This window comes from Thermus parvatiensis (assembly GCF_001535545.1).
GTDB classification, from domain to species: Bacteria; Deinococcota; Deinococci; order Deinococcales; family Thermaceae; genus Thermus; species Thermus parvatiensis.
Genome location: NZ_CP014141.1, coordinates 506,701 through 532,256 on the forward strand (window position 1 = coordinate 506,701; position 25,556 = coordinate 532,256).

Below are 25,556 nucleotides of genomic sequence, written 5' to 3' on the forward strand. Positions count from 1 at the left end.
GTATGGAGGCGCTCAGGCTCGGCTTTTCCCCCTGCCCCAACGACACCTTCATCTTCTACGCCCTGGTCCACGGCCGCGTGGAAAGCCCCGTTCCCTTGGAGCCCGTCCTGGAGGACGTGGAGACCCTAAACCGCTGGGCCCTGGAGGGGAGGCTTCCCCTCACCAAGCTCTCCTACGCCGCCTACGCTCAGGTGCGGGACCGGTACGTGGCCTTAAGGAGCGGGGGGGCCTTGGGCCGGGGCGTGGGGCCCCTCGTGGTGGCCCGAGGCCCCCTCCAGGCTCTGGAGGGCCTGAGGGTGGCGGTTCCGGGGCGGCACACCACCGCCTACTTCCTCCTCTCCCTCTACGCCCAAGGCTTCGTCCCCGTGGAGGTGCGTTACGACCGCATCCTCCCCATGGTGGCCCAGGGGGAGGTGGAGGCGGGGCTCATCATTCACGAGAGCCGCTTCACCTACCCCCGCTATGGCCTCGTCCAGGTGGTGGACCTGGGGGCCTGGTGGGAGGAGCGGACGGGCCTGCCCCTGCCCTTGGGGGTCATCCTCGCCCGGCGCGACCTGGGGGAGGGGCTCGTCCGGGCTTTGGACGAGGCGGTGCGGCGGAGCGTGGCCTACGCCCTCGCCCACCCCGAGGAAGCCCTGGACTACATGCGGGCCCACGCCCAGGAGCTTTCCGATGAGGTGATCTGGGCCCACGTCCACACCTACGTCAACGCCTTTAGCCTGGACGTGGGAGAAGAGGGGGAGCGGGCCGTGGCCCGCCTTTTCGCCGAGGCCGAGGCCCGGGGGCTCGCCGCCCCTAGCCCCCGGTCCCTTTTCGTGTAAACTCGGGCCATGCTCCAAGGGCTGAGCCTCGAGGCCCGTCAAGAGGCCCTCAAGGTCTTCCGTCCTTTGCGCTTGAGGCGGGGGGCGGTCCTCTTCGCCCCCGGGGACCCCGTGGACGGGGTCTACCTGGTGCGCCAGGGCCTTGTCGGGCTCCACCGGCCGGGGCCAGGCCTGGAGGAAGGGGTGTTGGACGTGGTGGGGCCGGGGGGGGTCTTTGGGGAGGAGGCCTTGGGGGAGGAGGCGAGGCGGCGCGCCGGGGCCGAGGCCCTCACCTACGCCGAGCTCTACTTTGCCCCCCGGGAGGGCTTGGCCTCCCTAAGGGCGCGCTTCGCCGAGGTGGAGGCCTTTTTCCTCCAGGCGCTTTACGGGCGGCTTCGCTCCTTGGAGGAGCGGCTTTGGGAGGCGCGCCACCTCTCCGTGGCCCAGCGCCTGGCCCGCTTCCTTCTCCGGATGGGGGAGGAGGGGGTCGCTCCCTTTTCCCACCAGGACCTCGCCCGGATGGTGGGGGCCTCCCGGGAGACGGTCACCAAGCTCCTCGGGGAGTGGGCGCTTAAAGGCTGGGTGGACCTGGGCTACCGGAGGGTGGAGGTCCTGGAGCCCAAGGCCCTTGCCCGCCTCGCCGAGGAACTTTAGGCTCTAAAGCATGGAGGCCACCTGTCTGGTCCGCCGTCTGGGCCTGCCCCAAGGGGAGGAGGCCCTAAGGGAGCGCCTCCGCCGTCCGGGCCATCCCCGGCTCAAGGAGGCCCTCGCCGCCTACCTGAAGCGCCTTCAGGCTCCCCAGGAGGCCTTCCGGGCCCTGGAGCGCCTCGAGGTGGGGGCGGTGGTCACGGGGCAGCAGGCGGGGCTTCTGGGAGGGCCCGCCTTCACCTTCTACAAGGCCCACACCGCCCTTTCCCTAGCGGAGGGGGTAGGCGGGGCGGCGGTCTTTTGGGTGGCCTCCCAGGACCACGACGTGGAGGAGGTGCGCCACCTCCACCTGCTCCGGGACGAGGTGCCGGAGACCCTCTCCCTGGACCTCCCCCCTTTGCCCTCGGGCAGGATCCCCCTGGCCCCTCACCGCGAGCGCCTCCGCGCCTTCTTGGGGCCTTGGGCCCAGGACCCCCGCCTGGGCTACGCCCTGGAGGCGGAGACGCTTTCCGAGTTCTTCGCCCGCGTCCTCCTCGCCTTTCTCGGGGAGCGGGGGCTTGTGCCCTTTGACCCCATGGCGGAGGAGCTCGCCCCCCTCTTCCTCGAGGCCCTGGAGCGGGAGCTTTCCGACCCCTTGGGGAGCGCCGAGGCCATCAACCGGGAGGCGGAGAGGATCCGGGCCCTTGGGGGAAGCCTCCCCTTAGGCGCAAGCCCGGGGCCACCAACCTCTTCCTGGAGACGGACCAAAGGCGCCTTCTCTTCTACGAGGGCGGGGTCTTCACCGACGGGGTGCGGCGGTACACGGCCAAGGAGCTTTGGGAGATCGCCCGGGCCGACCCCTCCCGCCTGACCCCGGCGGCGGGGCTCAGGCCCGTCTTCCAGGACCTGGTCCTGCCCACGGCGGGCTTCGTGGTGGGGCCCAACGAGCTCCGCTACGTGGCCGAGCTCTCGGGGGTCTACGCCCGCTACGGCCTCGCCATGCCCGCCCTCTTCCTGCGGGCCTTCGGGGTGGTGGTGGAGCCGCCCGTCCGGCGCATCCTGGAGAAGTACCGCCTGGACCCCTGGGCCTTCGTGGACGAGGGGGAGGCGGCCTTCCTCCGGGCGGCGGAGGCCTGGCTGGCCCCTTTTCGCGCCTTCCGGGACCGGGTGGAGGGGCTTTTGCAGGAGGCCTCCCGGCTTGTGGAGGAGGCGGAGGCCCTGGAGCCCAACCTCGTCCGGCCCCTCCGGCGTTTCCGGGCCCGGGTTAGGGGGGAGGCGGAGCGGCTTAGGCGGAAGCTCCTCGCGGCCCAGGCGGCCCGGGACGAGGTCCTCGCCCGCCACCTCGGGCGGCTTAAGGTCCACCTCCTCCCCTTTGGGCTTCCCCAGGAGCGGGTCTACCCCTACGCCATGTACGCCCTGCGCCACGGGGAGGCCCTGAGGCGTCTGGCCGAGGCCCCCTGGGAGGGGAGGGTGGCCCTTTACCTCGGCTGAAGAAGGGTTAGGATGTTCGGCGAAAGGAGGCGGGGTTGAAGCGGCTTTTGGCGTGGGTGGGGCTATTGGCCTTGGTCCTGGCGGCGCTGGGGCAGAAGGCCCCGGGCCTCCAAGCCCTTCTCGTCCGGGTGCTCCTCAAGGAGGTGGCCCTGGGGGAGGAGGTGCGGCTTGCCCTCCCCACGGGGGAGGTGGCCCTCTGGGGCCAGGCGGAAGGGGTGGTGGTGGAAGGGCGCCCCCTCCCCTCCTGGGCGGTGGAGGGGCCCTACTTCGCTTTGGAGGGCAGGCCCTACCGGGGAGGGCTTTTGGCCCGGGTAGAAGGGGGGCGCCTCCTCCTCGTCAACGTCCTTCCCCTGGAGGACTACCTCCTCGGGGTCCTGCCTGCGGAGATGCCCGCCTCCTTCCCCGAGGAGGCCCTGAAGGCCCAGGCCGTCCTGGCCCGCACCTTCGCCGTGCGCCGGCTCAACCCCTTGGCCCCCTACGACCTCTGCGCCACGGAGGCCTGCCAGGTCTACCTGGGGCTTTCCGCGGAGACGCCCCGGCACGAAAGGGCGGTCCGGGCCACGGAGGGGCGGGTGCTGAGCTACGCCGGGCAGGTGGCCTCGGCCCTCTATCACGCCGACTCCGGGGGAATGACGGCGGGGAGCGAGGAGGTTTTCCAAAAGGCCCTCCCCTACCTCCGACCCCGGCCCGACCCCTACGCCAAGGGCCCCAAGAGCGTCTGGCAGCAGGCCGTGCGCCCCGAGGAGGCGGCCCGGGCGCTCCGGGCCTTGGGCTACGCCCCAAGGGGGGACGACCCGCCCCAGGTCCTGGAGAAAAGCCCCTCGGGGCGGGCCTGGCGGGTGCGCCTCCTGGGGGTGGAGGTCCGGGGCCCCGAGGCCCAGCGCCTGCTCCGCCTCATGGGCCTGCCCTCCGCCATGGCGGAGTTCCAGGGCTGGCTCGCCCTGGGCCGGGGGGCGGGGCACGGCGTGGGCCTCTCCCAGTGGGGGGCCAAGGGGATGGCGGAGCGGGGCTACGGCTACCGGGAGATCCTGGGGTACTACTTCCCGGGCACCCTCCTCTCCCCCCTCGAGGTGGCGGCGCGCTAGGGCCGTGTGCATCCCCACGCCCTTAGGTCCCCTGTGGCTGGAGGTCTCGCCCCTGGGGGTGCGCCGCCTCGAGCCCGCCCTCTACCCCCGGGGTCCGGAGGCCGAAGGGGCGCTGGCCCTTAGGGTGCGGGAGGCGGTCCAGGCCTACTTCGCCGGGGAGCGGCCCGACTTCCTGGACCTCCCCCTGGACTACACCGGCCTCTCCCCGGCCAGGCTCCGCCTCTACGAGCGGGTCCGCCTTGTGCCCTACGGGCGGACCGTGAGCTACGGGGCCTTGGGCCGGGAGCTCGGCCTCTCCCCCAGGGCGGTGGGGGCGGCCCTTAGGGCCTGCCCCTTTTTCCTCCTCGTCCCCGCCCACCGGGTGATCCACGCCGACGGGCGGCTTGGGGGTTTCAGGGGCAGGAGGGGCTAAAGCTTTGGCTTTTGCGCTTTGAAGGGGCCCTTTAGGCCTCCTTCCAGACCGCCAGGGAGAAGGGCGGGAGCACGGGGCCGCAGAGCCTCCCCCCTGGGGCGTGCAGACCTCCCCGGAGAGGAGGTCCACCGCCCTTCCCCCCCGGGGGAAGACCCCGTGCAGGGGGAAGTCCTGGCGGAAGGGGTGGGGAGAGGCGTTCACCACCACCAGGTAGGGCCCCCGGGCGAAGGCCAGGTGGCCGTCCTGGGCGTAGACCCGCAGGTAAGGGGCGGTGCGGAGCTCGGGGTGTTCCTTCCTGAGCCGGGCCAGGCGCTTGACCGTCTCCAGGAGGTCCTTCTGCCAGCGGGCCTCCTCCCAGACCATCCCGCCCCGGTTTTCCGGGTCCTTGCCCCCGCCATCCCCACTTCCTCCCCGTAGTAGACGGTGGGGTTCCCCGGGAGGAGGAAGAGGAGGGCCAGGGCCAGCCGGGCCCGCTCCACGCTCCCCCGCATCAGGCTGAGGAGCCTGGGGGTGTCGTGGGAGGTGAGGAGGTTCATCTGGGCCCGGACCACCTCGGGGCGGTAGCGGCCGAAGAGGTCCTCCAGCCGATGGCTGAAGGCCAGGGCCTGGAGGGGCTCTATGCGGCCTAGGCCCGTCTGCGCCGCGAGGTCCCGGTCCAGGGCCTCCCCGCCCACGAAGCCCAGGACGGCCCGGGCGAGGGGGTAGTTCATCACGGCGTCAAACATGTCTCCCTGGAGCCAAAAGTCCGCTTCCTCCCAGATCTCGCCCACGATGTAGGCCTCGGGGTTCGCCCCCTTGACCCTTTGGCGGAAGGCCCGCCAAAACTCGGGGTCCTGGATCTCGTTGGGCACGTCCAGGCGCCAGCCGTCTATGCCGAAGCGGATCCAGTGCTCGGCCACCGATAGGAGGTACTCCCGCACCGCCGGGGTCTCCACCTTGAGCTTGGGGAGCTCGGGGTTGCCCCACCAGGCCTCGTAGTTGGGATGGGCGGTGTAGGCCTTTAGGGGAAAGCCTTTCACGTAGTACCAGTCCTGGTAGGGGCTTTGCTCGCCGTTTTCCAGAAGGTGCTGGAAGGCGAAGAAGCCCCGGCCCGTGTGGTTGAAGACCCCGTCCAGGATGACCCTCACCCCGTGGGCGTGGGCCACCTCCAGGAGGTGCCTTAAGGCCTCGTTTCCCCCCAGGATGGGGTCTACCTGGAAGTAGTCCACGGTGTGGTAGCGGTGGTTGGCGGTGGAGGCGAAGACGGGGTTGAGGTAGATGGCCTCCACCCCCAGGTCCAGGAGGTAGGGGAGCTTCTCCGCCACGCCCCAAAGCGTCCCTCCTTTGAAGCCCCTGAGGGTAGGGGGGGCTTCCCAGGGCTCAAAGGGCCCCGCGGGGGCGGGCCTGCCCGGCGGGCCTGCGCGGAAGAAGCGGTCGGGGAAGATCTGGTAAAAGAAGGCGCCTTCGTACCATGCCACGCCTCCAAGTCTAACACCCCGGTCCTGTGGTATCCTCTCCCGGGTGAAGGGGATGCGGGGCCGCCTTTTCGTGATGACCGGGGCGAGCGGGGTGGGCAAGGGCACGGTGCGGGCGAAGGTGCTGGAGCGCACCCGGCTCTTCTACTCCATCTCCATGACCACCCGCCCCCCCCGGCCGGGGGAGGTGGACGGGGTGGACTACTACTTCGTGGACCGCCCCACCTTTGAGGCCCTCGTCCGCGAGGACGGCTTCTTGGAGTACGCGGAGTACGTGGGCCACCTCTACGGCACCCCCAGGGCCCCGGTGGAGCGGGCCTTGAGCCGGGGGGAGGACGTCCTCTTGGAGATTGAGGTCCAGGGGGCGCTCCAGGTGAAGCGGGCCGTGCCCGAGGCGGTCCTGATCTTCCTCCTACCCCCCTCCCTCTCCGAGCTGAAGCGCCGCCTGGTCTACCGGGGCAAGGACAGCCCCGAGAAGATCCAGAAGCGCCTGGAGCAGGCGGAGTGGGAGATAAGGAACGCCCACCTCTTTGACTACGTGGTGGTGAACGACGTCCTCGAGGAGGCCGTGGCCGACTTCCTCGCCATCCTCACCGCGGAGAGGCGGCGGAGCGGGAGGATGGAGGAGGCCTTGGAAAGAGCCTTGCGGCGCGATCCGGCCCTCGAGGCCGAACTGGACGAGATCCTAAGGAGGCGGTATGGCGGAACCGGGCATTGACAAGCTCTTCGGCATGGTGGACTCCAAGTACCGGCTCACCGTGGTGGTGGCCAAAAGGGCGCAGCAACTCCTCCGCCACGGCTTCAAGAACACCGTTTTGGAGCCGGAGGAGAGGCCCAAGATGCAGACCCTCGAGGGGCTCTTTGACGACCCCAACGCCGTGACCTGGGCCATGAAGGAGCTCCTCACGGGCCGGTTGGTCTTCGGCGAGAACCTGGTGCCCGAGGACCGGCTCCAGAAGGAGATGGAGCGGCTCTACCCGGTGGAGCGGGAGGAGTAGCGCGCCGTGGCCCGGGTCCTGGTGGCGGTGACGGGGGGAGTGGCCGCGGTGAAGGCCCCCCACCTCCTCCGCCTCCTGCGCCGGGAGGGGCACGAGGTGCGGGCCCTCGCCACCAAAAGGGCCCTGGAGTTCATCACCCCCCTTTCCCTGGCGGTGGCGGCGGGGGGCGAGGTGGCCACGGAGGAGGCCTGGTTCCGGCCCGACGGGAGGGCCCTCCACATTGAGCTCGCCCGCTGGGCCGAGGTGGTCCTGGTGGCCCCCGCCACCGCCGACGCCCTGGCCAAGGCCGCTTTGGGGCTCGCCGACGACCTCCTCTCCGCCACCCTCCTCGCCGGGGCCAAACGGGTGGCCTGGGCCCCGGCCATGAACGAGGCCATGTGGCTCGCCCCCCAGACCCAGGCCCACGTCAGGCGGCTGGAGGAGCTGGGGCACGCCTTCTTCGGCCCGGCCTACGGCCCCTTGGCCGCCGTGGGGGAGGGGGAGGGATGGGGGCGGATGCTGGAGCCCGAGGAGCTTGTGGAGCGGTTGCGGGCTTTCCTCGCGCCCAAGGACCTCTCGGGCCTCCGCCTCCTCGTCTCCGCCGGGCCCACCCGGGAGTACCTGGACCCGGTGCGCTTCCTCTCCAACCCCTCCTCGGGCCGGATGGGCTACGCCGTGGCCGAGGCCGCCCGGGACCGGGGGGCGGAGGTGGTCCTGGTCTCCGGGCCCACCGCGCTTCCCGACCCCTGGGGCGTGGAGGTGGTCCGGGTGGAGAGCGCCCTGGAGATGCGAAAGGCCCTCCTGGACCGCTACCCCTGGGCCCAGGCGGTGGTCATGGCCGCCGCGGTGGCGGACTACCGGCCCGCCGAGACCCTAAAGGACAAGGAGCCCAAGGCCGAGGCGGAAAAGCTCCTCCGCCTCGTGCCCAACCCCGACATCCTCCGCGAGCTCGGGGAGAGGAAGGAGGGGCGGGTGCTCGTGGGCTTCGCCATGGAGACCCGGGAGGGCCTGGAGCGGGCCCGGGGGAAGCTCGCCCGCAAGAACCTGGACCTGATCGCCTTGAACTACGTGGGGCGGGAGGGGGTGGGCTTCGGGAGCCCCGAGAACGAGGTGACCCTGATCCTGCGGGACGGCCGGGTGGTGGAGCTTCCCCGGCTTTCCAAGCGGGAGGTGGCCCACCGTATACTGGATTTCGTCAAGGAGTTCTGGAAGCGATAGGAGCCGCGTATGGGCAACAAGGCGGAACGGCACCGCGCCATCCAGGAGATCGTCCGCCGGGAGGAGATCGGCACCCAGAAGGAGCTGGTGGAGAGGCTGCGCCAGCTTGGGTTTGAGGTGACCCAGGCCACGGTGAGCCGGGACATCGCCGAGCTGGGCCTGGCCCGCATCGCCTTGGGCAAGGGGCGGCACCGGTACGTCCTCCCGGCCGCGGACCTTCCCGAGAACGCCTACGAGGAGCTCAAGCGCCAGTTCGGCCTCTTCGTGCGGGACGTGGACCGGGGAGGAAACCTCCTCGTGGTGAAGACGGCGGAGGGGCACGCCTCCGGCATCGCCTACCTCCTGGACCGCCTCCGCCGGGACGAGATCGTGGGCACCTTGGCCGGGGACGACACCATCCTCGTGGTGGCCCGGACCGAGGAGGCGGCCCAGGCCCTCGAGGACGAGTTCGCGGGCCTGCTCGTGGAGGGAAGGGCCCTGCGGCGGGCGCTTTCCGGTTCCTAGGGTGCTGGAGCTCTTTCTCAAGTCCTTCCTGACCCTCTTCGTGGTCATGGACCCGGTGGGGCTCGTCCCCGTCTTCGTGGCCTTGGCGGGGGACCGCCCCCACCGGACCCAGGTCCTCATCGCCCGCAAGGCGGTCCTGGTGGCGGGGGGGCTGCTCACCTTCTTCTACTTTTTCGGGCGGGAGCTTCTGGGGCACCTGGGGATCTCCCTCGAGGCCCTGCGCATTGCGGGCGGGGTGCTCCTCTTCCGCATCGCCACGGAGATGGTCTTCGCCCACCACGAGCGGGAGACGGAGGAGGAGCGGGACGAGGCCTTGGGCCGGGCGGACATCTCCGTCTTTCCCCTCGCCATCCCCCTTCTGGTGGGCCCTGGGGCCTTGGCCAGCGTCTTGGTCCTGGGGGCGGAGGCCAAGGGGGTGCCCTACGGCTTTGCCGTGGTCCTCCTTACCGCCTACCTGGTCCTTTTCCTGGCTTACCTCCTCCTCCGGGGGGCCACGGCGGTGCGCCGGGTCCTGGGGCGGACGGGGGTGAACGTGGTGACCCGCGTCCTGGGCCTCCTCCTCGCTGCCCTGGCCGTGCAGTACGTGGCGGACGGGGTGAAGGGCCTCCTTTAGACCTGGAAGACCCCGATGCGGAGGGGTTCTTTCTCGGGATTCAGGGCGCAGGCCTCGAGGGCCTTGATGAGCCACTTTCGGGTCTCGTGGGGGAAGATCACCCCGTCCACCCAGAGCCTGGCGGCGGCGTAGCGGGGGTCTAGGGTCTCCTCGTAGCGGCCCTTGATGCGCTCGTAGAGCTCCTTGAGCTCCTCGTCCGAGGGCTCCTTCCCCTCCCGTTTTAGCTTTTCCACCTCCAGCTCCAAAAGGGTCTTCGCCGCCTGGGCCCCGCCCATCACGGCGTACTTGGCGCTGGGCCAGGCGAAGAGGAACCGGGGGGCGTAGGCCTTGCCCGCAAGGGCGTAGTTCCCCGCCCCGAAGGACCCCCCGAGGATCAGGGTAATCTTGGGCACCACCGAGTTGGAAACGGCGTTCACCAGCTTCGCCCCCCGCCTTATGATCCCCGCCTGTTCCGACTCCTTTCCCACCATGAAGCCCGTCACGTCCTGGAGGAAGAGGAGGGGGATCCCCATCTGGTTGACCTCGAGGATGAACCGGGCCGCCTTGTCCGCCGCCTCGGCATAGATGACCCCGCCCACTTCAATCCGCCCCCGCTTTTTGAGGACGAGGCGCTGGTTGCCCACGATGCCCACCGGGTACCCCCCGATCCGGGCGAAGCCGGTGACCAGGGTCTCGCCGTACCCCCCCTTGTACTCCAAAAACTCCGAGCCGTCCACCAGGCGGGCGATCACCTCCCGCAGGTCGTAGGGGCGGGAACCGTCGGGGGAGACCAGGCCGTAAAGGTCCTCAATGGGGTAAAGGGGTTCCTTGGGCGCTTTGCGCCCTTCCGCCCAAGGGGCGAGGCGGGGGGGCGGGTAGAGGGCGGCGAGCTCTCTTATGCGCGCCAAAGCCGCCTCGTCCGAGGGCTCGTAGAAGTCCACGGTGCCGGAGACCTCGTAGTGCATCTTGGCCCCCCGAGCTCCTCGGAGGAGACCTCCTGGCCGATGGCCGCCTTCACCAGGGCGGGGCCCGCGAGGTAGAGGCCGCTCCCCTCCGTCATGATGAGGACGTCCGTCATCACGGGCAGGTAGGCCCCCCCGGCCACGCAGTTCCCCATGATGGCGGAGATCTGGGGGATGCCCAGGGCCGACATGCGGGCGTTCAGGTAGAAGATGCGGCCGAAGTCGTCCTGGTCGGGGAAGACATCGTCCTGGAGGGGGAGGAAGACCCCGGCGGAGTCCACCAGGTAGACCGTGGGGATGCGGTTTTCCAGGGCGATGGTCTGGGCCCGGATCACCTTCTTGGCAGTGATGGGAAAGAAAGCCCCCGCCTTCACCGTGGCGTCGTTGGCGATGATCATCCAGTCCCGCCCCTGGATGCGGCCGATCCCCGTGACCACTCCTCCCGAAGGGGCCCCGCCCCATTCCTCGTACATCCCCCACCCGGCGAAGGCCATGAGCTCGTAGAACTCCGTGCCGGGGTCTATGAGCTTTTGTATGCGCTCCCTGGCGGTGAGGCGGCCCTTCTTGTGCTGCCGCTCCACGGCCTTGGGGCCACCTCCCTGGCGCACCCTTTCCAGGCTTTCCCTGAAGTCCCGCACCAGGGCCACCCAGGCGTCCTTGTTGGCCTTGAAGGTGGGGCTTTCCCGGTCCTCCGGGCGCAGGGCGGTTTCCAGCATGGCCCGATTATAACGCTTTTATGCCTCTTCGTGGAAAAGCGTGGGGGCCTGGGGCGGGCAGGGCGCCTTGGCCTGGGATTGGGCCTGGCGCCTCGCCTCCCGGTCCACCCGTTCGTTCTCCGGGTGGCCTGTGTGCCCCTTCACGAAGTGGAAGCGCACCCGGTGGGGGGCCATGGCGAGGAGGAGGGCCTCCCAGAGGTCGCGGTTTTTCACGGGCTTGCCCTCCGCCGTCCGCCAGCCCCTTTTCCGCCAGCCTTCCAGCCAGCCCTCGGTGAAGGCCTTCTTGAGGTAGTGGCTGTCGGTGTAGAGGTCCACCTCGCAAGGCTCCTTGAGGGCCTTTAGGCCCTCTATGGCCGCCTTGAGCTCCATGCGGTTGTTGGTGGTGCAGGGCTCTCCCCCGGAGAGGAGCTTTTCGTGGGCGTGGAAGCGGAGGAGGGCCGCCCACCCCCCGGGCCCGGGGTTGCCCAGGCAGGCCCCGTCGGTGAAGAGGGCCACGCGTTTCCTGGGGGAGGGGTTCACGTTTCCTCCAGGCCCCAGATCCGCGCCGGGGCGAGCTCCACCAGGTTGCCGGCGGGGTCCTGGGTGTAGAGGCTCTTTCCCTGGGGCCACTCGGCCCACCACACCGGGTAGCCCGCCGCCTTGAGGCGCGCTTCCCAGGCGGGAAGCTCCTCCTCCTCCACCCGGAAGGCCACGTGGACGCTGCCTTTGGCCCCGTGGGGAGGGAGGTGGGTTTCCTTTGCCGTGAGCTTTGGGTTGAAGACCAGGAACACCCCCGCCCGGCGCGGAAGAAGGCGTGCCGGGGCGGTTTGAACTGAAAGCAGGGAAGGCCCAAGACCCCTTCGTAGAAGGCCCGGGCCTTCTCCAGGTCCTCGGCGTATACGGAAGTCTCCAGAACCTCCACTACTTGAGCCGGGCGATGAGGTCGGCCACGGGAATGGCCTCGAGGGTCATCGTCTTCACGCTTCCCCTCGAGGCCAGGTGGAGCATGGCCCGGGCCACCGCCAGGGCATCCTCTGCCTCCACGATGTTCACGAAGTCATAGGGCCCCAAAACCGCGTACTGGGCCACCACCTTGACCCCGAAGTCCCGCTCCAGCTCCTGGTTCACTTCCTTGATGCGCTCGGGGTTTTTCACCAGGGTCTCAGCGCCGTCATCCGTGAGGGTGCTGAGAACGATAAAGGTGGGCATCTTGGCCTCCTTTCCCCCTTAGGATAGCCCAGGAGTTCCAGTTTGACAATCGAGCTAGTCTTCCTGAGGCGTTTCCAGAGAAATACCGCTATAGACCTCCTCCAAGGAGAGGGTTCCTTGGGGCAGGGCAAGGGTACCTCCCCTTCTGTGAAGACCTGATAGAGGATGCCCGTGGCCTTTTTCTGATAAAGCTCTATTCGCCTTTCTTGGATATCCGCCAATACATACCCTTGCAAGGAAGGCAGGGAAAGATACCGCCAAAGCTTCTCCCGCCGGTCTATACCTTCGGTACTTGGGGAAAGGACCTCCACCACCAGGCAGGGAGCTTCCTCGTAGTAGGGGTTTTGGGGCGGGGGAGCACAGACCACCATGAGATCCGGGTAGTAGACGGTCCTTTCCCCCACCTTGAGCTTCATATCCGCCACGTAGAGGCGGCATCCCTGCCTACGGGCTAAGGGGCCCAGGAGAAGGGCCAGGTTGGTGGTTAAAAGGGCGTGAGCCCGGCTGGCCCCGGCCATGGCGTAGGGCAGGCCCTCCACCAGCTCATGCTTGGTTTCGGACCGGGCCTCCCATTCCAGATACTCTTCCAAGGAAAGGGGTTTCAGGGCCTTGGCGGGTTCGCCCATCACTCCCATTCTATGGTGGCGGGAGGCTTGGAGGTGAGGTCGTAGACCACCCGGCCGATCTCCGGCACCCTGCGGGTGATGCGCCGGGCTGCCTCGTCCAGGAAGTCCAGGGGCAGCCTGGCCCAGTCGGCGGTCATGAAGTCCTCGGTGGTCACGGCCCTTAAGGCCAGAACGTAGCCGTACTTCCGCTCGTCCCCTGCCACGCCTACGCTCCGCACGGGGGTGAGGACCGCCAGGGCCTGGGCCACCTGGGAATAAAGCCCCCACTCCCTTAGAAGGCTTATGAAGATATCGTCGGCCCGCCGGAGGATGTCCAGTTTTTCCTCCGTGACCTCCCCCAGGATGCGCACCGCCAGGCCCGGCCCCGGGAAAGGGTGGCGCAGGCGGATAGGGTCGGGAAGGCCGAGAAGCAGGGCGAGTTCCCGCACCTCATCCTTGAAGAGAAGGCGGAAGGGCTCGAGGAGCTCGAACTTCAAATCTTCAGGAATACCGCCCACGTTGTGGTGGCTTTTGATCTTGGCCGCTCCCGGTTCCCCGGCGGACTCGATCACGTCGGGGTAGAGGGTCCCCTGGGCGAGGAACCGGAAAGGGCCTGCTTCCCGGGCCACCAGGGAGAAGACCTCCACGAACTCCCGCCCGATGATCCGGCGCTTTTCCTCGGGATCTTCCACCCCCTTGAGAGCTTTAAGGAAGCGCTCCCTGGCGTCCACCACCCGGAGGTTTACCCCGAGGGCTTTAAGGGCTCCTTCCACCTCCTCCCGTTCCCCCAGGCGCAGGAGGCCGTGGTCCACGAAGACCGCCAGGTGGTTCACCCGGGCCTTGGCCAAGAGGAGGGCCAGGGTGCTGGAGTCCACCCCGCCGGAAACCGCCAGGAGCACCCGGTCCTCGCCCACCCTTTCCCGCACTTCCTTAACCAGGCTTTCCAGCACGTGCTCCGGAGTCCAGTCCCGTTTTACCCCAGCGATCTCCAGGAAGTTTTCCAGGATCTGCATCCCCTTGGGGGTATGGGCCACCTCGGGGTGGAACTGGACGGCGAAGGTCTTTCCGTCGGGGGCTTCCATGGCCGCCACGGGGTTTTCCTCGGTTTCCGCCACCACCCGCCACCCCGGGGGAAGCTCGGTCACCGCGTCCTGGTGGCTCATCCAGACCTGGACCTCCCCCTCCAATCCCCGGAAGAGGGAGCCCTCGTGGCGGGTGAGGAGGGCCTTGCCGTACTCGGCCCTACCGGAGCGCTCCACTCTCCCCCCAAGCTCCTGGGCGAGGAGCTGCATCCCGTAGCAGATCCCCAGGATGGGAAGCCCCAGGGAGAAAAGCCTGGGGTCGGGGCGGGGGGCATCGGGGTCAAAGACGCTATTGGGTCCGCCGGAGAGGATTAGGGCTTGGGGCTTGTGCTTAAGGATTTCCTCCAGGCTCGCCCGCCCCGGCAGGATCAGGGAAAAGACCCGAAGCTCGCGGAGCCTCCTTGCGATGAGCCGCGTGTACTGGGAGCCGAAATCCAGGACCAGGACCACGCCAAGAGTCTACTACGCCTCCAGGTGGAGCCTGAGCTGGTGCAGGAGGTCGGCGGGGCTGCGTACCGGGTACTCCAGGCGCTCCAGGAGGGCCTCGGCGGGCTGGTCCAAAAGGCGCAAGCCCTTGAGCCTGGCCAGGAGGGCCTCCTTGTCCGCGGGGAAGTCTAGGCCCTTCACCGCCTTGAGGACCAGGACGGCCCAGGGGATGCCCATCATCTCCACAAAGCGCTCCAAGAAGTAGCCCAGGACCCGGGGTTCCTCCTGCCCTTGGCGGATGGCCCGGTAGGCCGCCTTGGCGAGCCCCCCGGCCACGTGCGTCCTGAGCCTTTCCCCTTCCTCAAGCTCCTGGATTCGCTTCAGGGCCGCCTCGGGGTCGGCCCGGAGGATCTGGCGCACGGCGGCGCTGGAAAGGCCGAGCTCCTTGGCGATGGCCTCCTCCCCCTTCATCCCCTCCTGGGCGAGGACCACGGCGTAGGCGGCGGTCATGAGGCTTCCCGCCCAGGTGAGGCGCTTCTTCTCCGCCAGGGCCTTGGGCCCGCCCACCAGGTCAATCACCTTGAGGAAGACGCGGAGGACGGTGGCCTCGAGGTCCCGCTCCTCCAAGGGCCTAGGGGTTAGCACCATACGCTCACCTCCCATAGGCCTATATTAGCATGAAATTTGCCTTCCTAATGCTCACCCAAGGGCGGGCCCACTTCTAAAAGCCCCTCGGGCCGGATGTAGAGGAGGTGGGTGCGGGTGTCGTGCCCACTGAGGCGGCAGCCGTCTATGCGGAGGAGGCGGACCAATTCCCCCAGGCCCACCCGGTAGAGCTTGGCCAAGGCGGGGCTCATCACCAGGACCTTGGCGAGGACTAAGGTGGCGTCCAGGATGTGGCTCACGGCGTAGCCGCCCGCCGCCTCGGCGGAGAGCTCCTCGTGGCCGGAGCGCTTCTGGCTCACCATGAGGGCAGTGAGGCCGAAGCGCTTGCTGAAGGCGTAGACCTGGCGCACCACCTGGCGGGCGGCGATCTCCTTGGCCTCGTAGAGGCCCGTGAGGGAGTCCACCACCAGGTGCCGGGCCCCGCTTTGGAGCCCCTCCTCGAGGGTGGCGAAGAGGGTGGGGAGGTCCTCCCGAAGCACGGCGTGGGTGGCGGCGTCCGCGATGAGGATCCGTTCCAGCACCCTCTCCTTAAGGCCCATGGCCCGGGCCCGAAGCTTCAGCCCCTGGACCAGGAGGGGGGCCGGGGCCTCGGTGGTGACGAAGAGCACCCCTTCGCCCCGCTCTGCCTGCTTTAGGGCAAACTGCTCGGCGAGGAGGCTTTTCCCCGTGTCCGACACCCCGGTCACGTGGACGGCCGCCCCCCGGGGGAAGCCTCCCAGGGGTTTGGGCTTCAGGGTCTTGGGGTCCAGGGTGAAGAAGAGCTCGTCCAGGCCCTTCACCCCCGTGGGCACCCCTTCCAGGGGCGGGGCCTTGGCGGAAAGCTCCATGGCGCTTTGCAGCCTAGGCCGGTCCATACTCCTATTTTGCCCCAGGGCTTTGGTGTAATAGGGGCATGGCCGAGGTGGAGAGCTTCAGCCTGGACCACACCAAGGTAAGGGCTCCCTACGTGCGCCTGGCGGGGAGGAAGACCCTCGCGGGGGCGTGGTGGAGAAGTACGACCTGAGGCTCGCCCAACCCAACCGGGAAGCCCTGCCCACGGGGGCCCTGCATACCCTGGAACACCTCCTGGCAGGCTACCTGCGGGACCACCTGGAAGGGGTTATTGACCTCTCCCCCATGGGCTGCCGCACGGGGTTTTACCTGGTGGTGGAAGGCCCCTTGGGCGAGGAAAAGGTATTGGTGGCCTTTGAGCGGGCCTTAAGGGACGTTCTCTTGCACGAGGGACCGGTCCCGGGGGCCAGCTTCCGGGAGTGCGGCAACTACCGGGACCACGACCTCCCTGGGGCCAAGGCCTGGGCGGAGCGGCTCCTGCGCCAAGGGCTTAGGGTGCAGGCCACGGTGCCCCTGGAGGGGGCATGACCGCCTTCTTCGCCGCCGAGCCCGAGGAGGCGGAAGCCTTAAGGGAAGCCCTGGCCGCCCAAGAGACTTTAGAAGCCCCCTTTCCCCTTTACCAGGGGGAAGGGCTCCTGGTGGCGGAAACGGGCGTGGGCAAGGTGGCGGCGGCCATGGCCGTGGCCCACGTCCTCACCCGCTTCCGCCCCTCGGAGAGCTTCTTCCTGGGGGTGGCGGGGGCCTTGGACCCCTCTTTACGGGCTTTGGACCTCCTTTTGGCTGAGCAGGCGGTCCAATGGGACGTGGACCTCACCCCTTTCGGTCGCGCTCCCGGGGAGACCGCCTTGGGGGTGCGCTTCTTCCCTTCCGACCCGGGCCTCCTAAAGCGAGCGGAAAGGGCGGCCGAGGCCCTGGGTTTTCCGGCGAGGCGGGGGGTGGTGGCCACCGGGGACCGCTTTTTGGCGGACCCGAAAGAGGCGGAAAGGCTTCGCGCCCTCCACGGGGCGGACGCGGTGGAGATGGAGGGGGCCGCGGCCCTCATGGTGGCCTGGCGCTTCCGCCACCCTATGGCCCTGGTGCGGGCCGTGACCGACGGGGCAGGCGAAGGGGCTACGGGGGACTTCCAGGCCTTTTTAAAGGCGGCCTCGAGGCGGCTCGGCCTCTTGGCCCGGGCCCTGGTAGAGTAAAGGGGGAGGCTACCCATGGAAATCCGGCTTTTCACGGGGAGCGCCCACCCCCTCCTGGCCCAAAGGATCGCCGAGGCCCTGGGGGTGCCCTTGGGCAAGGCCCTGGTGGACCGGTTTCCTGACGGCGAGATCCGGGTCAGGCTTCTGGAGAGCGTCCGCGGGGAGGACGTCTACCTCATCCAGCCCACCTGCCCCCCGGTGAACGACCACCTGATGGAACTCCTCCTCCTGGCCGACGCCGCCAGGCGAAGCTCCGCCGGGCGCATCAACGCGGTCATCCCCTACTTTGGCTACGCCCGGCAGGACAAGCAGACCGAGGGCCGCGAGCCCATCAGCGCCAAGCTGGTGGCGGGGCTTTTGGAGAAGGTGGGGGTGGAGCGGGTCATCGCCATTGACCTCCACGCCCCCCAGATCCAGGGCTTCTTTGACATCCCTGTGGACCACCTCTCCGCCGTGCGCCTCTTTGCCCGCTACCTCAAAGAGAAGGGGTATACGGAAAACGCCGTGGTGGTATCCCCGGATGCTGGACGGGCCGAGGAGGCGAGGAGGCTTTCCGAACGCCTTGGCCTTCCCTTCGCCATGCTGGCCAAAAGGCGCCACGGACCCTGGGAAACCTCGGTCACCTACGTGATTGGGGACGTGGAGGGGAAAAGGCCCCTGATCATAGACGATATCGTTTCTACCGGGGGGACCATACGGCGAGGAGTGGAAGCCCTTCTCCAGGCGGGAGCCTTGCCTGAAGCGGTGGTCCTGGCCACCCACGCTGTCTTGGCGGGAGACGCTCGGGAAAACCTTTCCCACTCTGGCATCAAGGAGGTGGTTTTCACCGACACCATCCCCCTAAAGGACGGGGGCTACACGGTGCTTTCCACGGCAGAGCTTCTGGCGCAGGCCATCCGCCACGTCCACACCAACCAGTCGGTGAGCGCCCTCATCTAAGGTGTGTCCGCACCGCCCCAGAGGGCACCCGAACCAAGGCTTGGGGAGCTCCTTTTGTGGCCCCCACCGCGGTGAAAGCTGCGGTGGGGTCCTTAGGTGGGCTCTTCCCCGGCCAGAGCCTCCTTGAGGGCCTGGGCCGCCTTTAGGCTCATCCCCGGCAGGCGGGCGAGCTCCTCCAGGGGGGCTTCCTTAAGGGCCCTTAGCCCCCCGTAGCGCTCCAAAAGAAGCCGCCTCCTCTTCTCCCCGATCCCCGGGATGCCGGAAAGGACCTTTAGGGCCTCCTCGGTGCGCTTCTTCTGGTGGTAACGGAGGCCGTTTTGGTGAGCCTCGTCCCGCAGGTGGATGAGGAGTCTTAAGGCCGGGTGGGTGAGGGGGAGGCGGAGCTCCCGCCCTTCCGGCGTGATCAGGACCTCCTCCCCCTTGGCGAGGCCCACCAGGGGGATCTTGAGCCCGGCCCGTTCCAGGGCCCGCTGGGCCGCCCGCACCTGGCCCAGGCCCCCGTCGATGAGGAGGAGGTCGGGAAGGGGCATCTCCCTTAGGCTTCCCGTGAAGCGCCTGTAGACCCCCTCCTCCATGGCGGCGTAGTCGTCGTTTCCCGCCTTGAGGCGCATCCTGCGGTATTCGGCCTTTTTGGGCCTTCCCCCTCCAAGACCGCCACGGAGAAGACCCGCGCCTCGCCCTGGAGGTGGCTTACGTCGTAGCCCTCGAGGCGGAAAGGCCTTGCGGAAAGCCCCAAAAGGTCTTGAAGGGCCTTAAGGCCCGGATGGTCCCCCCGGCGCTCCCGGGCCTTGAGCTCGGTTTCCAGGGCGAGGCGGGCGTTTCTTTCGGCGAGTTCCAAGAGCCGCGCCTTCTCCCCCCTCTGGGGCACCCTTAGCTCCACCTTGTGCCCGGCGCGGCGCCTGAGGAGTTCACGCAGGCCCTCGAGGTCCTCCAAGGGGAAGGGGAGGAGGACGAGGGGGGGGAGGGGGGAGGCCTCCAGGTAGTGGTCCCGGAGGAAGGCCCAGAGGATCTCCTCGTCCGTGGCCTCCTCCTTCTCCACCACGCGGCTGATGCGGCCGAGGATCCGCCCGGAGCGCACCTGGTAGAGCTGCACCACGGCGAGGGCCCCGGAGCGGGCGAGGCCCAAGAAGTCCAGGTCCCCAAGCTCCGGGTCAAAGGCCTGCTGGCTCGTGCCGAAGAAGGCCCGTAGGGCCTCTATCTGGTCGCGGATCTCCGCCGCCCGCTCAAACTCTAGCCTTCGGGCGGCTTCCCGCATCTTCCCCTCCAGCTCCGCCAAAAGCCCGTCCACCTTCCCCTCCAGGACCGCCTCCACCTGGCGCACCACCTCCTGGTAGGCCTCGGGGTCCGCCTTCCCCACGCAAGGGGCGAGGCACCGCCCCATGCTGTAGTTCAGGCAGGGGTAGCGCCTTTTCTTCATGGGGTAGCCTGAGTTCTTGCGCAAAGGGAAGTAGCGGTCAATGAGGGTCTTGATGCGCCTTAGGGCCCCCGCCTCGGGAAAGGGCCCATAGTACTTGGCCCCGTCCTCCTCTACCCGGCGCACCACGAGGAGGGTGGGGAAGGGCTCTTGGGTAAGCTTGAGGAAGGGGTAGTGCTTGTCGTCCTTGAGGAGGACGTTGTAGGGGGGCGGTGGGCCTTGATGAGGTTGGCCTCGAGGAGAAGGGCCTCCACCTCGTCCCGGGTGGCGATGAAGTCCAGGCCCGTGGCCTCCTCGGCGATGCGCCTGGCCTTGCCCTCGGCGTGGAAGTAGCTCCTCACCCGGGCGCGGAGGTTCTTGGCCTTGCCCACATAAAGCACCTCCTCCCCCCGCTTCCAGAGGTAGACCCCGGGGGCTTCGGGAAGGGGAGGAAGGTCCTCAAGCCGCACAAGCCCCATTGTAGAGTGCCTTTATGGAACCCGTCATGGTGGACGCTCACCTGGACCTGGCCTATAACGCCCGGGCCCTGGGCCGGGACCTCACCCTGCCCCTGGAGGACCTAAGGGCCCTAGACCCCCACCCCGACACCCCCCTGGTCACCCTGGAAAGCCTTAAGGAGGCGGGGGTGGCGGTGGCCTTCGCCACCCTCTTCGCCGACCCCCGGGAAGGGGGCAGGAGGACTGGGAGGAGGAGGTTTACGCCCAGCTTGCCCTCTACGAGGCCTGGGAGGCGAAGGGCCTTGTCCGCATCCTGAGGGAGGGGCAGGACCTAAAGGCCCACCTAAGCCGCTATCCCGAGGACCGGACTTTGGGCCTCGTCCTCCTCCTGGAAGGGGCCCATCCCTTGGCCTTCCCCGAGGATCTGAGGGCCCTAAGGGCGCGGGGCCTGAGGCTTCTTTCCCTCACCTGGGCCACCCAAAACCCCTACGCCGGGGGGAACGCCGAGGAGGGCCCCCTCACGGAAAGGGGCCGGGCCCTCCTAAAGGAGATGGAGGCCCTGGGGGTGGCCCTGGACCTTTCCCACCTGGCGGAGGAGGCGGCCTGGGAGGCCCTGAAGGCTTATCGGGGCCCCGTGTGCGCCACCCACGCCAACTGCCGCGCCCTGGTGCCCTCCGAGAGGCACCTCTCCGACGGGCTCTTGCGGGCCCTGGCCGGGCGGGAGGGGGTTTTGGGCCTCGTGCCCTTTAACGCCTTTTTAGACCCCGCCTGGAAGCGGGGGATGGCGCGGCTTCCCCTGGAGGCCTTTTTCCGGCACAAGGCCCACGCCGAGGCCCTCATGGGCGGGGGGCGGGTGGGCCTGGGCACGGACTGGGACGGGGGGTTCGGCCTCGAGGCCGTGCCCCAGGGCCTGGACCGGCACCGGGACCTCCGCGCCTTAGGGGACGAGGGGTTCTTGGGCGGGAACTGGCTACGCTGGCTCCTTGGCTGGTTCTAGGGGGACCACGGCCAGGGTGCAGCGGCTTGCGGCCACGAGGCGCCCCTCCTCGTCGTAGACCTTCACCTCCCAGACCTGGGTGGTGCGGCCCACGTGGAGGGGACGGCCCACGGCCCGGATCGTCCCTTCCCGCTTCTTGCGGAGGTGGTTGCAGTTGATCTCCAGCCCGAAGGCGGCGTGCCCCGGGGGGCAGTTCAGAAAGCCCCCCACGCTGGCCACGCTTTCCGCCAGGGCCACCGTGGCCCCCCCGTGGAGGAAGCCGAAGGGCTGGTGGACCTTGGGCGTTACCTCAAGCTCCGCCACCACCTCGTCCTTCTCCGCCTTGAGGTAGCGGACCCCCAGGGTCCGGTCCAGGGTTTCCCGTTCCAGGAAGGCCTTGACCTCCATGCCCTGGAGTATAAAGGGGCCGTGGGCGAGATCCGGCTCTTTCCCGGCCTCCTCGCCCCCCGGCGGGGCTGGACTTTCTCTTGGACCTCCCCTCGGAGGAAGGGCTCCACCTCGTGGCCTTCGCCGAGGGGGCCTTGGACGCGCTGCAAGTGGCCTTCCGGGAGGGGGCAAGAAGCCTCGTCCTCCTCTCTCCGGTCCTCTTCCAGGACGCATTGCTTTCGGCGCGGCTCGGCGCCTTGCGCTTTGGCCTGGAGCGGGGCGGGGTGGAGGGGTTTGCCCGGGTGGGCCGGGCCCTCTTCTTTGGGGCCTTGAGCGTGGGAAGCGAGGAGATCTACGAGGCCTGGAAGGAGGGCCTGAGTGAGGCGGGGCTTTGGCGGTGGCTCGGGCGCCTCGAGGCCCTCGCCGACGAGAGGCGCTGGCTTAGGGGCACCGAGGCCCGGGTCCTCGTGGTCCAGGGAGCCCTGGACGCCTTCACCCCGCCCCTTCACGGGGCCAAGGTGGCCGACTTCGCCAAGGGGGAGGCCCTCCGCTTCGTGGTGGACGAGGCCGGGCACCTCGTGCCCTGGGAGGCCCAGGGGGAGGTCCGGGATCTGGTGGCGGACTTCCTTCTGGGGGAGGGGTTCAGGCCCTTGCCTGGGGGGCTCGCCCTATGAGGCGCACGGGCTACCTCCACCTCTACGGCCTGAACCTGGTCTTTGACCGGGTGGGGAAGGGCCCCCCGGTGATCCTTCTGGCCGAGGAGGCTTCCCGCTGGCCCGAGGCCCTGCCTGTGGGGCACACCTTCTACCTCCTGGACCTCCCCGGCTTCGGCCGCACGGGGGGCCCCAGGATGACCCCCGAGGAGCTGGCCGAGTACGTGGCGGGCTTTATGGTTCTCCTCAACCTGGGCTCGCCCCCTATCTTCACCTTAGGTTTGGGGGAAGCGGTGGGGGCAGTGTTGGCGGAGCGGGGCTACCGGGTGCTCCCGGGGGGTAGCTTGAGGGAAGCCTTGTCAAAGGGGTTTAGCACGTGATACGCTGGATGGCGGAGGTGGGGTTATGAGGAAGCTTTTGGGCGTTTTGCTGGTGGCCTTTGGCCTGGCTTCGGCCCAGTTTTCCGTGGGGCACTTGAAGCCCTCCCTGGCGGCGGTGGGGGGCACCCAGGGGTTTGGCGTGGAGCTTTCTTGGCACTGCCTCCTCTTCCAGCCCCCCGTGGGGGAGATCCGGCCCGCTTTGGATCTGGCCTATACCGTGGGTGGGCAGCTCAATGGGGCCTTCCTCTTCCGCTACCTCTACCCGGTGGCCGAGGGGCTTAGGGCGGGAGTCGGCCTCGGGGTGGCGCTCCCCGGCTTCGACTTCGCCAACCTGGGTCTCTACTTCCGGGCCGACGCCGAGTACGACCTGGCCCAGTTCCTGAACGCGCCCGCCTTCGTGGGTGCCGACCTGGGCCTTGCGGGCGGGACGCTCGCCGCCCAGTTCAAGGTGGGCTACCGCTTCTGAGTACCGCACCGCGGCGAAAGCCCAAGCAAGGTCCACCCTTAGGACGGGACGAGAGGGGAAGGAAGGAGGGAGGCGGCCCAAAGCCGCCTCCCTCCTTTTGGCGGAGGGGGCGGGATTCGAACCCGCGAGGCCCCGCGAAGGGCCTACCGGTTTTCGAGACCGGCCCGTTCAACCGCTCCGGCACCCCTCCCTGAGCCGGGCGAAGAAATCCCTTAAGAGCTTAGCACACTCCCTTTCCCGCACACCACCCCGGGCCCGAGTGGGGAGGCCGAAGCGGGTGAGGGCCCCTTCCTTGAGGTTTTCCGCCCCGTAGACCACCTCCACCCCCGCCTGGGCCAGGGCGTGGTGGCACATGAGGCAGGGCTCGAGGGTCACATAAAGCCGCCCGCCCCGGGCCTCGGGCCCCGCCTCCCTGAGGAGAAGCATCTCCGCGTGGGCCGTGGGGTCCCTTAGCCCCTCCACCCGGTTGTGGGCCCGGAGGACGCGGTCCGGGAGCACGAGGACCGCCCCCACCGGCACCTCCCCTTCCCGGAAGGCCGAGGCCGCCTCCGCCAAGGCCTCCGCCATGTGGGCCTCCTCGGGGGGGGCGGGTAAAGGCCCAGGACCTCCACCACCCGGCTACCCTCGGCGCGCACGGGCCAAAGGGGTTTTAGCTCCCGGGGGACCCCTTTTTCCGCTAGGAAGTCCACAAGGCGCTTCCTCCCGGAAGACCGCTCCAGGTAGTCCCCGGGCGCGGGGCGGCGGAACCCCGGGGGCAGGGGCAGACGGGGCTTCGGGGGGAGAAGGAAAAGGGTGCCCCCCTTGCGCCGGGCGAGGACGCCCCCCGGGAGGGTCTGGGGCCGGCCGCGAAGGGCCTCCTCCAGGAGGAGGACGAGGCGGGCCTCCGGCCTAAGGCCGAGCTTTTCCAAAAGGCGCCGGAGGGCCCGGCGGCGCACCGCCAGGGGGGCCTCGAGGAGGGGCGCCGCCCGGAAGGCGGGGACGAAGAAGCGGGGGTCGGGGAGGAGCCGAGCCTCGGCCTGGCGCTCCAGGACCCCTTCCTCCTCGGTCCGGGCCTCGGCAAAGCGGGCCAGGGCGCGCTTGGCCGCGGGAAAGCGCTCCTCCAGGAGGGGAAAGACAAAGAGCCGGAGGAAGTTCCGGTCCAGGGCGGGATCCTGGTTCGTGGGGTCCTCGCGCCAGGTCTCCCCCCGGGCCCGGAGGTAAGCCCGAAGCTCCTCTCGGGTGTGGACCAGGAGGGGACGGACCACGAGCCCTTCCCGCTCCCGGATGCCCGTGGCCCGGGCGGTCCCCTGGAGGAGCTGGAGGAGCACGGTCTCCGCCTGGTCGTCTAGGGTGTGGGCGGTGAGGATGGCCCGGGCCCTTACCTCCCGGGCCACCCGGTGAAGGAAGGCGTAGCGCACCTCCCGGGCCACCGCCTCCAGGTTCTCGCCCCGGGCCTGGGCGATCCGGGCCACCTCCACCCGCTCGGTGAAAAAGGGAAAGCCCAGCCTTTCCGCCAGGGCCTGGACGAAGGCCTGGTCCAAGGGGCTCTCCGGGCGCAGGCCGTGGTCCAGGTGGGCCACCACCGCCTGACGCCCCGCCTCCTTCACCAGGTGGGCCAGGGCCACGGAGTCCCCGCCCCCGGAGACGGCGAGGACGAGGGGGTCTTTAGGGGCAAGGCGAGAAAGACGCTCGCGGAAGGCCGGGACGTCCATGCGCCTTCCATGATGCCACGGCCCCCCGGTTTCCCGGGGGGCCTCCTGGTGGCGGCGGTGGGACTCGAACCCACGACACCACGATTATGAGTCGTGTGCTCTAACCACCTGAGCTACGCCGCCAGGCGCCAGGCAACCCCCATCATAGGGGAGGCCGGGCCTTCGGTCAATCCGGGTTCGTGCCCTCGTTTCCTGTCCTGCTTTGCTTTATTGGCCCCGGGCGCTGCTTGTACCGGGACCCTGACGCTCATGCAAGCCCGCATAGGGTGGAGTTATACGATGCCCCGCTCCTGCAAGGGCCTTCCTTCTCGGAAACGCCTTAGGCGGAAGGGGGTGATGTCCTGGCTTCGGGCCTGCCCAAAGGCCACCTCCTCCGCCATGAGGCGGCCCACCATGGCCGCCTGCTGTACCCCGTGCCCCGAGAAGCCCGCGGCCACCAGAAGCCCCTCCTCCACGAAACCCAGGATGGGGTTGTGGTCCGGGGTGACCTCGTAGTAGCCCCACCAGCTGGCCTTCCGGTCCAGGAAAAGCCCCTCCAGGAAGGGGAAGCGGGCGAGGCCCGCCTCGAGGGTGGGGCCAAGCCAACGCCAGTCCATCCCCTCCCGGAAGCCCGGGGGCTCCTCGGGGTTGGAGCGGCCGAAGAGGAGGCGGCTTCCCTCGGAGCGGAAGTAGAAGCCCGTGCCGAGGTCCACGGTGAGGGGAAAAGCGTGGGGAAATGGCGTCGGGGCGGTGGCGAAGACCATGCGGCGTACCGGATAGATGGGGATCTCCAGGCCCAGGGCCTTTCCCACCTCTCCCGTCCAGGCCCCGGTGCAGAGGAGGAGGTAGGGGGCCTCGTACCGCCCTTTCAGGGTCTCCACCCGCCACACGCCTTCCCGGCGTTCGGCCCTAAGGAGGGGCTCGGAAAAGCGCACCTCCGCCCCAAGCCGCCTCGCCTCCCGGAGGTAGAAGGCCGTGGCTCCGTGGGGGTCTATGACCCCATCCATGGGGCCGAAAGTGGCGTAGGCCAGGCCTTCCTCCCGGAAGGGCACCTTCGTCTTGGCCTCCTCCAGGGAAAGCCTTTCCACGGGGACCCCTAGGGCCTTCTGCACCCTTAGGGCTTCTTCCTGGGCCTCGGCCTGGGCCTCGGGCACCAGGAAGAGGTAGCCGATGGGCCGGTAGGCGGCCTCGGGGATCTCCCGGTACTCCAGGATGGAACGGTAGGAGAGGAGGACGTTCAAGGGCTCGGAGAACTGCACCCGCACCCCGGCGGCGCTTTTACCGGTGGACCCTTGGGCGTAGGTGGCCTCCTTCTCCAGGATCAAGACCTTAAGCCCCTTCTCTGCCAGGCGGTAGGCCGAGGCCGCCCCCACGATTCCTGCCCCCACCACCACGGCATCCGGCATAGGAA

General features: G+C 68.9%; 19 protein-coding genes, 2 tRNA genes and 11 pseudogenes. 17 read left to right on the forward strand and 15 right to left on the reverse strand.

The window, feature by feature from the left end:
- Window positions 1–2 precede the first annotated feature (2 nt).
- The 5 genes and pseudogenes from AV541_RS02915 to AV541_RS02935 all read left to right on the forward strand — a co-directional run bounded on the left by AV541_RS02915 (window position 3) and on the right by AV541_RS02935 (window position 4,450).
- Window positions 3–821 carry a 1,4-dihydroxy-6-naphtoate synthase gene (locus AV541_RS02915; RefSeq protein ID WP_060384199.1) on the forward strand — a complete coding sequence of 273 codons (819 nt, stop codon included), beginning with the start codon at window positions 3–5 and terminating at the stop codon, window positions 819–821.
- Window positions 822–830: 9 nt separating this feature from the next.
- The gene (locus AV541_RS02920; RefSeq protein WP_060384200.1) at window positions 831–1,454 is read left to right on the forward strand and encodes a Crp/Fnr family transcriptional regulator; all 624 of its coding nucleotides are present in this window, start codon (window positions 831–833) and stop codon (window positions 1,452–1,454) included.
- Window positions 1,455–1,464: 10 nt separating this feature from the next.
- Window positions 1,465–2,918 (forward strand): annotated as a pseudogene (gene bshC / locus AV541_RS02925) (bacillithiol biosynthesis cysteine-adding enzyme BshC).
- Between the two features lie 35 nt (window positions 2,919–2,953).
- Window positions 2,954–4,003 (forward strand): SpoIID/LytB domain-containing protein, encoded by a 1,050-nt coding sequence (locus tag AV541_RS02930; RefSeq protein WP_060384201.1) that lies wholly within the window; start codon window positions 2,954–2,956, stop codon window positions 4,001–4,003.
- Window positions 4,004–4,007: 4 nt separating this feature from the next.
- Window positions 4,008–4,450: pseudogene (locus AV541_RS02935) on the forward strand (DNA base-flipping protein).
- Here AV541_RS02935 and AV541_RS02940 read toward each other — a convergent pair.
- Window positions 4,447–5,872 (reverse strand): annotated as a pseudogene (locus AV541_RS02940) (glycoside hydrolase family 13 protein). The pseudogenes AV541_RS02935 and AV541_RS02940 overlap by 4 nt on opposite strands.
- Before the next feature lie 52 nt (window positions 5,873–5,924).
- Between AV541_RS02940 and gmk the strand changes: the two are divergent.
- The 5 genes from gmk to AV541_RS02965 are packed head-to-tail and all read left to right on the forward strand — an operon-like array spanning window position 5,925 to window position 9,181.
- A complete protein-coding gene (gene gmk, locus AV541_RS02945) occupies window positions 5,925–6,587 on the forward strand; it encodes a guanylate kinase (RefSeq protein WP_014629149.1) in 663 nt (220 codons plus the stop codon).
- Window positions 6,568–6,867 (forward strand): DNA-directed RNA polymerase subunit omega, encoded by a 300-nt coding sequence (gene rpoZ / locus AV541_RS02950; protein ID WP_008633185.1) that lies wholly within the window; start codon window positions 6,568–6,570, stop codon window positions 6,865–6,867. Before gmk ends, rpoZ begins: the two co-directional genes overlap by 20 nt.
- A gap of 6 nt (window positions 6,868–6,873) precedes the next feature.
- Window positions 6,874–8,064 (forward strand): bifunctional phosphopantothenoylcysteine decarboxylase/phosphopantothenate--cysteine ligase CoaBC, encoded by a 1,191-nt coding sequence (gene coaBC, locus AV541_RS02955; RefSeq protein WP_060384202.1) that lies wholly within the window; start codon window positions 6,874–6,876, stop codon window positions 8,062–8,064.
- 9 nt (window positions 8,065–8,073) lie between these two features.
- Complete coding sequence (argR, locus tag AV541_RS02960) at window positions 8,074–8,568, forward strand: arginine repressor (RefSeq protein WP_008633181.1); 495 nt, start codon at window positions 8,074–8,076, stop codon at window positions 8,566–8,568.
- Between the two features lies 1 nt (window position 8,569).
- On the forward strand, window positions 8,570–9,181 hold the full coding sequence (locus AV541_RS02965; protein WP_060384203.1) for a MarC family protein: 612 nt from the start codon (window positions 8,570–8,572) through the stop codon (window positions 9,179–9,181).
- Here the strand turns inward: AV541_RS02965 and AV541_RS02970 are convergent.
- The 8 genes and pseudogenes from AV541_RS02970 to AV541_RS03005 all read right to left on the reverse strand — a co-directional run bounded on the left by AV541_RS02970 (window position 9,178) and on the right by AV541_RS03005 (window position 15,659).
- Window positions 9,178–10,838 (reverse strand): annotated as a pseudogene (locus tag AV541_RS02970) (acyl-CoA carboxylase subunit beta). The gene AV541_RS02965 and the pseudogene AV541_RS02970 sit on opposite strands and share 4 nt — an antisense overlap.
- A gap of 18 nt (window positions 10,839–10,856) precedes the next feature.
- Window positions 10,857–11,357 carry a ribonuclease HI gene (rnhA, locus tag AV541_RS02975; RefSeq protein WP_060384204.1) on the reverse strand — a complete coding sequence of 167 codons (501 nt, stop codon included), beginning with the start codon at window positions 11,355–11,357 and terminating at the stop codon, window positions 10,857–10,859.
- Window positions 11,354–11,739 (reverse strand): annotated as a pseudogene (locus AV541_RS02980) (VOC family protein). Before AV541_RS02980 ends, rnhA begins: the two are co-directional and overlap by 4 nt.
- Entirely contained in the window at window positions 11,739–12,026 is a 288-nt protein-coding gene (locus AV541_RS02985; protein ID WP_060384205.1) for a glutamine synthetase/cystathionine beta-lyase binding protein, read from the reverse strand. Before AV541_RS02985 ends, AV541_RS02980 begins: the two are co-directional and overlap by 1 nt.
- A 54-nt stretch (window positions 12,027–12,080) precedes the next feature.
- Window positions 12,081–12,652: pseudogene (locus AV541_RS02990) on the reverse strand (Uma2 family endonuclease).
- Window positions 12,652–14,163, reverse strand: a complete 1,512-nt coding sequence (gene guaA / locus AV541_RS02995; RefSeq protein WP_060384206.1) for a glutamine-hydrolyzing GMP synthase — start codon at window positions 14,161–14,163, stop codon at window positions 12,652–12,654. The pseudogene AV541_RS02990 and the gene guaA overlap by 1 nt, the downstream one beginning before the upstream one ends.
- A 12-nt stretch (window positions 14,164–14,175) precedes the next feature.
- Window positions 14,176–14,787, reverse strand: coding sequence for a circadian clock protein KaiC (locus AV541_RS03000; protein WP_008633168.1), 612 nt, complete (start codon window positions 14,785–14,787; stop codon window positions 14,176–14,178).
- Between the two features lie 44 nt (window positions 14,788–14,831).
- On the reverse strand, window positions 14,832–15,659 hold the full coding sequence (locus AV541_RS03005; RefSeq protein WP_060384207.1) for a KaiC domain-containing protein: 828 nt from the start codon (window positions 15,657–15,659) through the stop codon (window positions 14,832–14,834).
- A 38-nt stretch (window positions 15,660–15,697) separates the two neighbouring features.
- On the opposite strand from AV541_RS03005, the pseudogene AV541_RS03010 reads away from it, so the two are divergent.
- From AV541_RS03010 to AV541_RS03020, 3 genes and pseudogenes are all read left to right on the forward strand, one after another.
- Window positions 15,698–16,164 (forward strand): annotated as a pseudogene (locus tag AV541_RS03010) (S-ribosylhomocysteine lyase).
- A complete protein-coding gene (mtnN, locus tag AV541_RS03015) occupies window positions 16,161–16,823 on the forward strand; it encodes a 5'-methylthioadenosine/S-adenosylhomocysteine nucleosidase (protein ID WP_008633163.1) in 663 nt (220 codons plus the stop codon). The pseudogene AV541_RS03010 and the gene mtnN overlap by 4 nt, the downstream one beginning before the upstream one ends.
- A gap of 15 nt (window positions 16,824–16,838) precedes the next feature.
- Window positions 16,839–17,762: a ribose-phosphate diphosphokinase gene (locus tag AV541_RS03020; RefSeq protein WP_008633161.1), complete on the forward strand. Its 924-nt coding sequence runs from the start codon at window positions 16,839–16,841 to the stop codon at window positions 17,760–17,762.
- Window positions 17,763–17,854: 92 nt separating this feature from the next.
- Here the strand turns inward: AV541_RS03020 and uvrC are convergent.
- Window positions 17,855–19,634 (reverse strand): annotated as a pseudogene (uvrC, locus tag AV541_RS03025) (excinuclease ABC subunit UvrC).
- A 14-nt stretch (window positions 19,635–19,648) separates the two neighbouring features.
- On the opposite strand from uvrC, the pseudogene AV541_RS03030 reads away from it, so the two are divergent.
- Window positions 19,649–20,610, forward strand: a pseudogene (locus AV541_RS03030) (dipeptidase).
- Here the strand turns inward: AV541_RS03030 and AV541_RS03035 are convergent.
- A complete protein-coding gene (locus tag AV541_RS03035) occupies window positions 20,584–20,997 on the reverse strand; it encodes a PaaI family thioesterase (RefSeq protein WP_060384208.1) in 414 nt (137 codons plus the stop codon). The pseudogene AV541_RS03030 and the gene AV541_RS03035 sit on opposite strands and share 27 nt — an antisense overlap.
- A gap of 21 nt (window positions 20,998–21,018) precedes the next feature.
- Between AV541_RS03035 and AV541_RS03040 the strand changes: the two are divergent.
- The 3 genes and pseudogenes from AV541_RS03040 (at window position 21,019) to AV541_RS03050 (ending at window position 22,475) form a co-directional block, all read left to right on the forward strand.
- Window positions 21,019–21,650: pseudogene (locus AV541_RS03040) on the forward strand (alpha/beta fold hydrolase).
- Window positions 21,647–22,009, forward strand: a complete 363-nt coding sequence (locus AV541_RS03045) for an alpha/beta fold hydrolase (RefSeq protein WP_008633152.1) — start codon at window positions 21,647–21,649, stop codon at window positions 22,007–22,009. The pseudogene AV541_RS03040 and the gene AV541_RS03045 overlap by 4 nt, the downstream one beginning before the upstream one ends.
- Window positions 22,010–22,034: 25 nt before the next feature.
- A complete protein-coding gene (locus AV541_RS03050) occupies window positions 22,035–22,475 on the forward strand; it encodes a hypothetical protein (protein WP_008633150.1) in 441 nt (146 codons plus the stop codon).
- 98 nt (window positions 22,476–22,573) lie between these two features.
- Here AV541_RS03050 and AV541_RS03055 read toward each other — a convergent pair.
- The 4 genes and pseudogenes from AV541_RS03055 to AV541_RS03070 all read right to left on the reverse strand — a co-directional run bounded on the left by AV541_RS03055 (window position 22,574) and on the right by AV541_RS03070 (window position 25,551).
- A tRNA-Ser gene (locus tag AV541_RS03055) sits at window positions 22,574–22,665 on the reverse strand.
- Window positions 22,644–24,166: pseudogene (gene tilS, locus AV541_RS03060) on the reverse strand (tRNA lysidine(34) synthetase TilS). Before tilS ends, AV541_RS03055 begins: the two are co-directional and overlap by 22 nt.
- A 46-nt stretch (window positions 24,167–24,212) precedes the next feature.
- Window positions 24,213–24,289 (reverse strand) — tRNA-Met (locus AV541_RS03065).
- Window positions 24,290–24,438: 149 nt separating this feature from the next.
- The gene (locus AV541_RS03070; protein ID WP_008633142.1) at window positions 24,439–25,551 is read right to left on the reverse strand and encodes an NAD(P)/FAD-dependent oxidoreductase; all 1,113 of its coding nucleotides are present in this window, start codon (window positions 25,549–25,551) and stop codon (window positions 24,439–24,441) included.
- Window positions 25,552–25,556 lie beyond the last annotated feature (5 nt).

Coding starts and splice junctions, on each gene's coding strand:
- AV541_RS02920 (WP_060384200.1), top strand. CDS start 831: ATGCTCCAAGGGCTGAGCCTCGAGGCCCGTCAAGAGGCCCTCAAGGTC.
- argR (WP_008633181.1), top strand. CDS start 8,074: ATGGGCAACAAGGCGGAACGGCACCGCGCCATCCAGGAGATCGTCCGC.
- AV541_RS03050 (WP_008633150.1), top strand. CDS start 22,035: ATGAGGAAGCTTTTGGGCGTTTTGCTGGTGGCCTTTGGCCTGGCTTCG.
- gmk (WP_014629149.1), top strand. CDS start 5,925: ATGCGGGGCCGCCTTTTCGTGATGACCGGGGCGAGCGGGGTGGGCAAG.
- AV541_RS03045 (WP_008633152.1), top strand. CDS start 21,647: ATGAGGCGCACGGGCTACCTCCACCTCTACGGCCTGAACCTGGTCTTT.
- AV541_RS03035 (WP_060384208.1), bottom strand. CDS start 20,997: ATGGAGGTCAAGGCCTTCCTGGAACGGGAAACCCTGGACCGGACCCTG.
- AV541_RS02985 (WP_060384205.1), bottom strand. CDS start 12,026: ATGCCCACCTTTATCGTTCTCAGCACCCTCACGGATGACGGCGCTGAG.
- mtnN (WP_008633163.1), top strand. CDS start 16,161: ATGACCGCCTTCTTCGCCGCCGAGCCCGAGGAGGCGGAAGCCTTAAGG.
- AV541_RS03000 (WP_008633168.1), bottom strand. CDS start 14,787: ATGGTGCTAACCCCTAGGCCCTTGGAGGAGCGGGACCTCGAGGCCACC.
- rpoZ (WP_008633185.1), top strand. CDS start 6,568: ATGGCGGAACCGGGCATTGACAAGCTCTTCGGCATGGTGGACTCCAAG.
- AV541_RS02915 (WP_060384199.1), top strand. CDS start 3: ATGGAGGCGCTCAGGCTCGGCTTTTCCCCCTGCCCCAACGACACCTTC.
- AV541_RS03070 (WP_008633142.1), bottom strand. CDS start 25,551: ATGCCGGATGCCGTGGTGGTGGGGGCAGGAATCGTGGGGGCGGCCTCG.
- AV541_RS03020 (WP_008633161.1), top strand. CDS start 16,839: ATGGAAATCCGGCTTTTCACGGGGAGCGCCCACCCCCTCCTGGCCCAA.
- AV541_RS03005 (WP_060384207.1), bottom strand. CDS start 15,659: ATGGACCGGCCTAGGCTGCAAAGCGCCATGGAGCTTTCCGCCAAGGCC.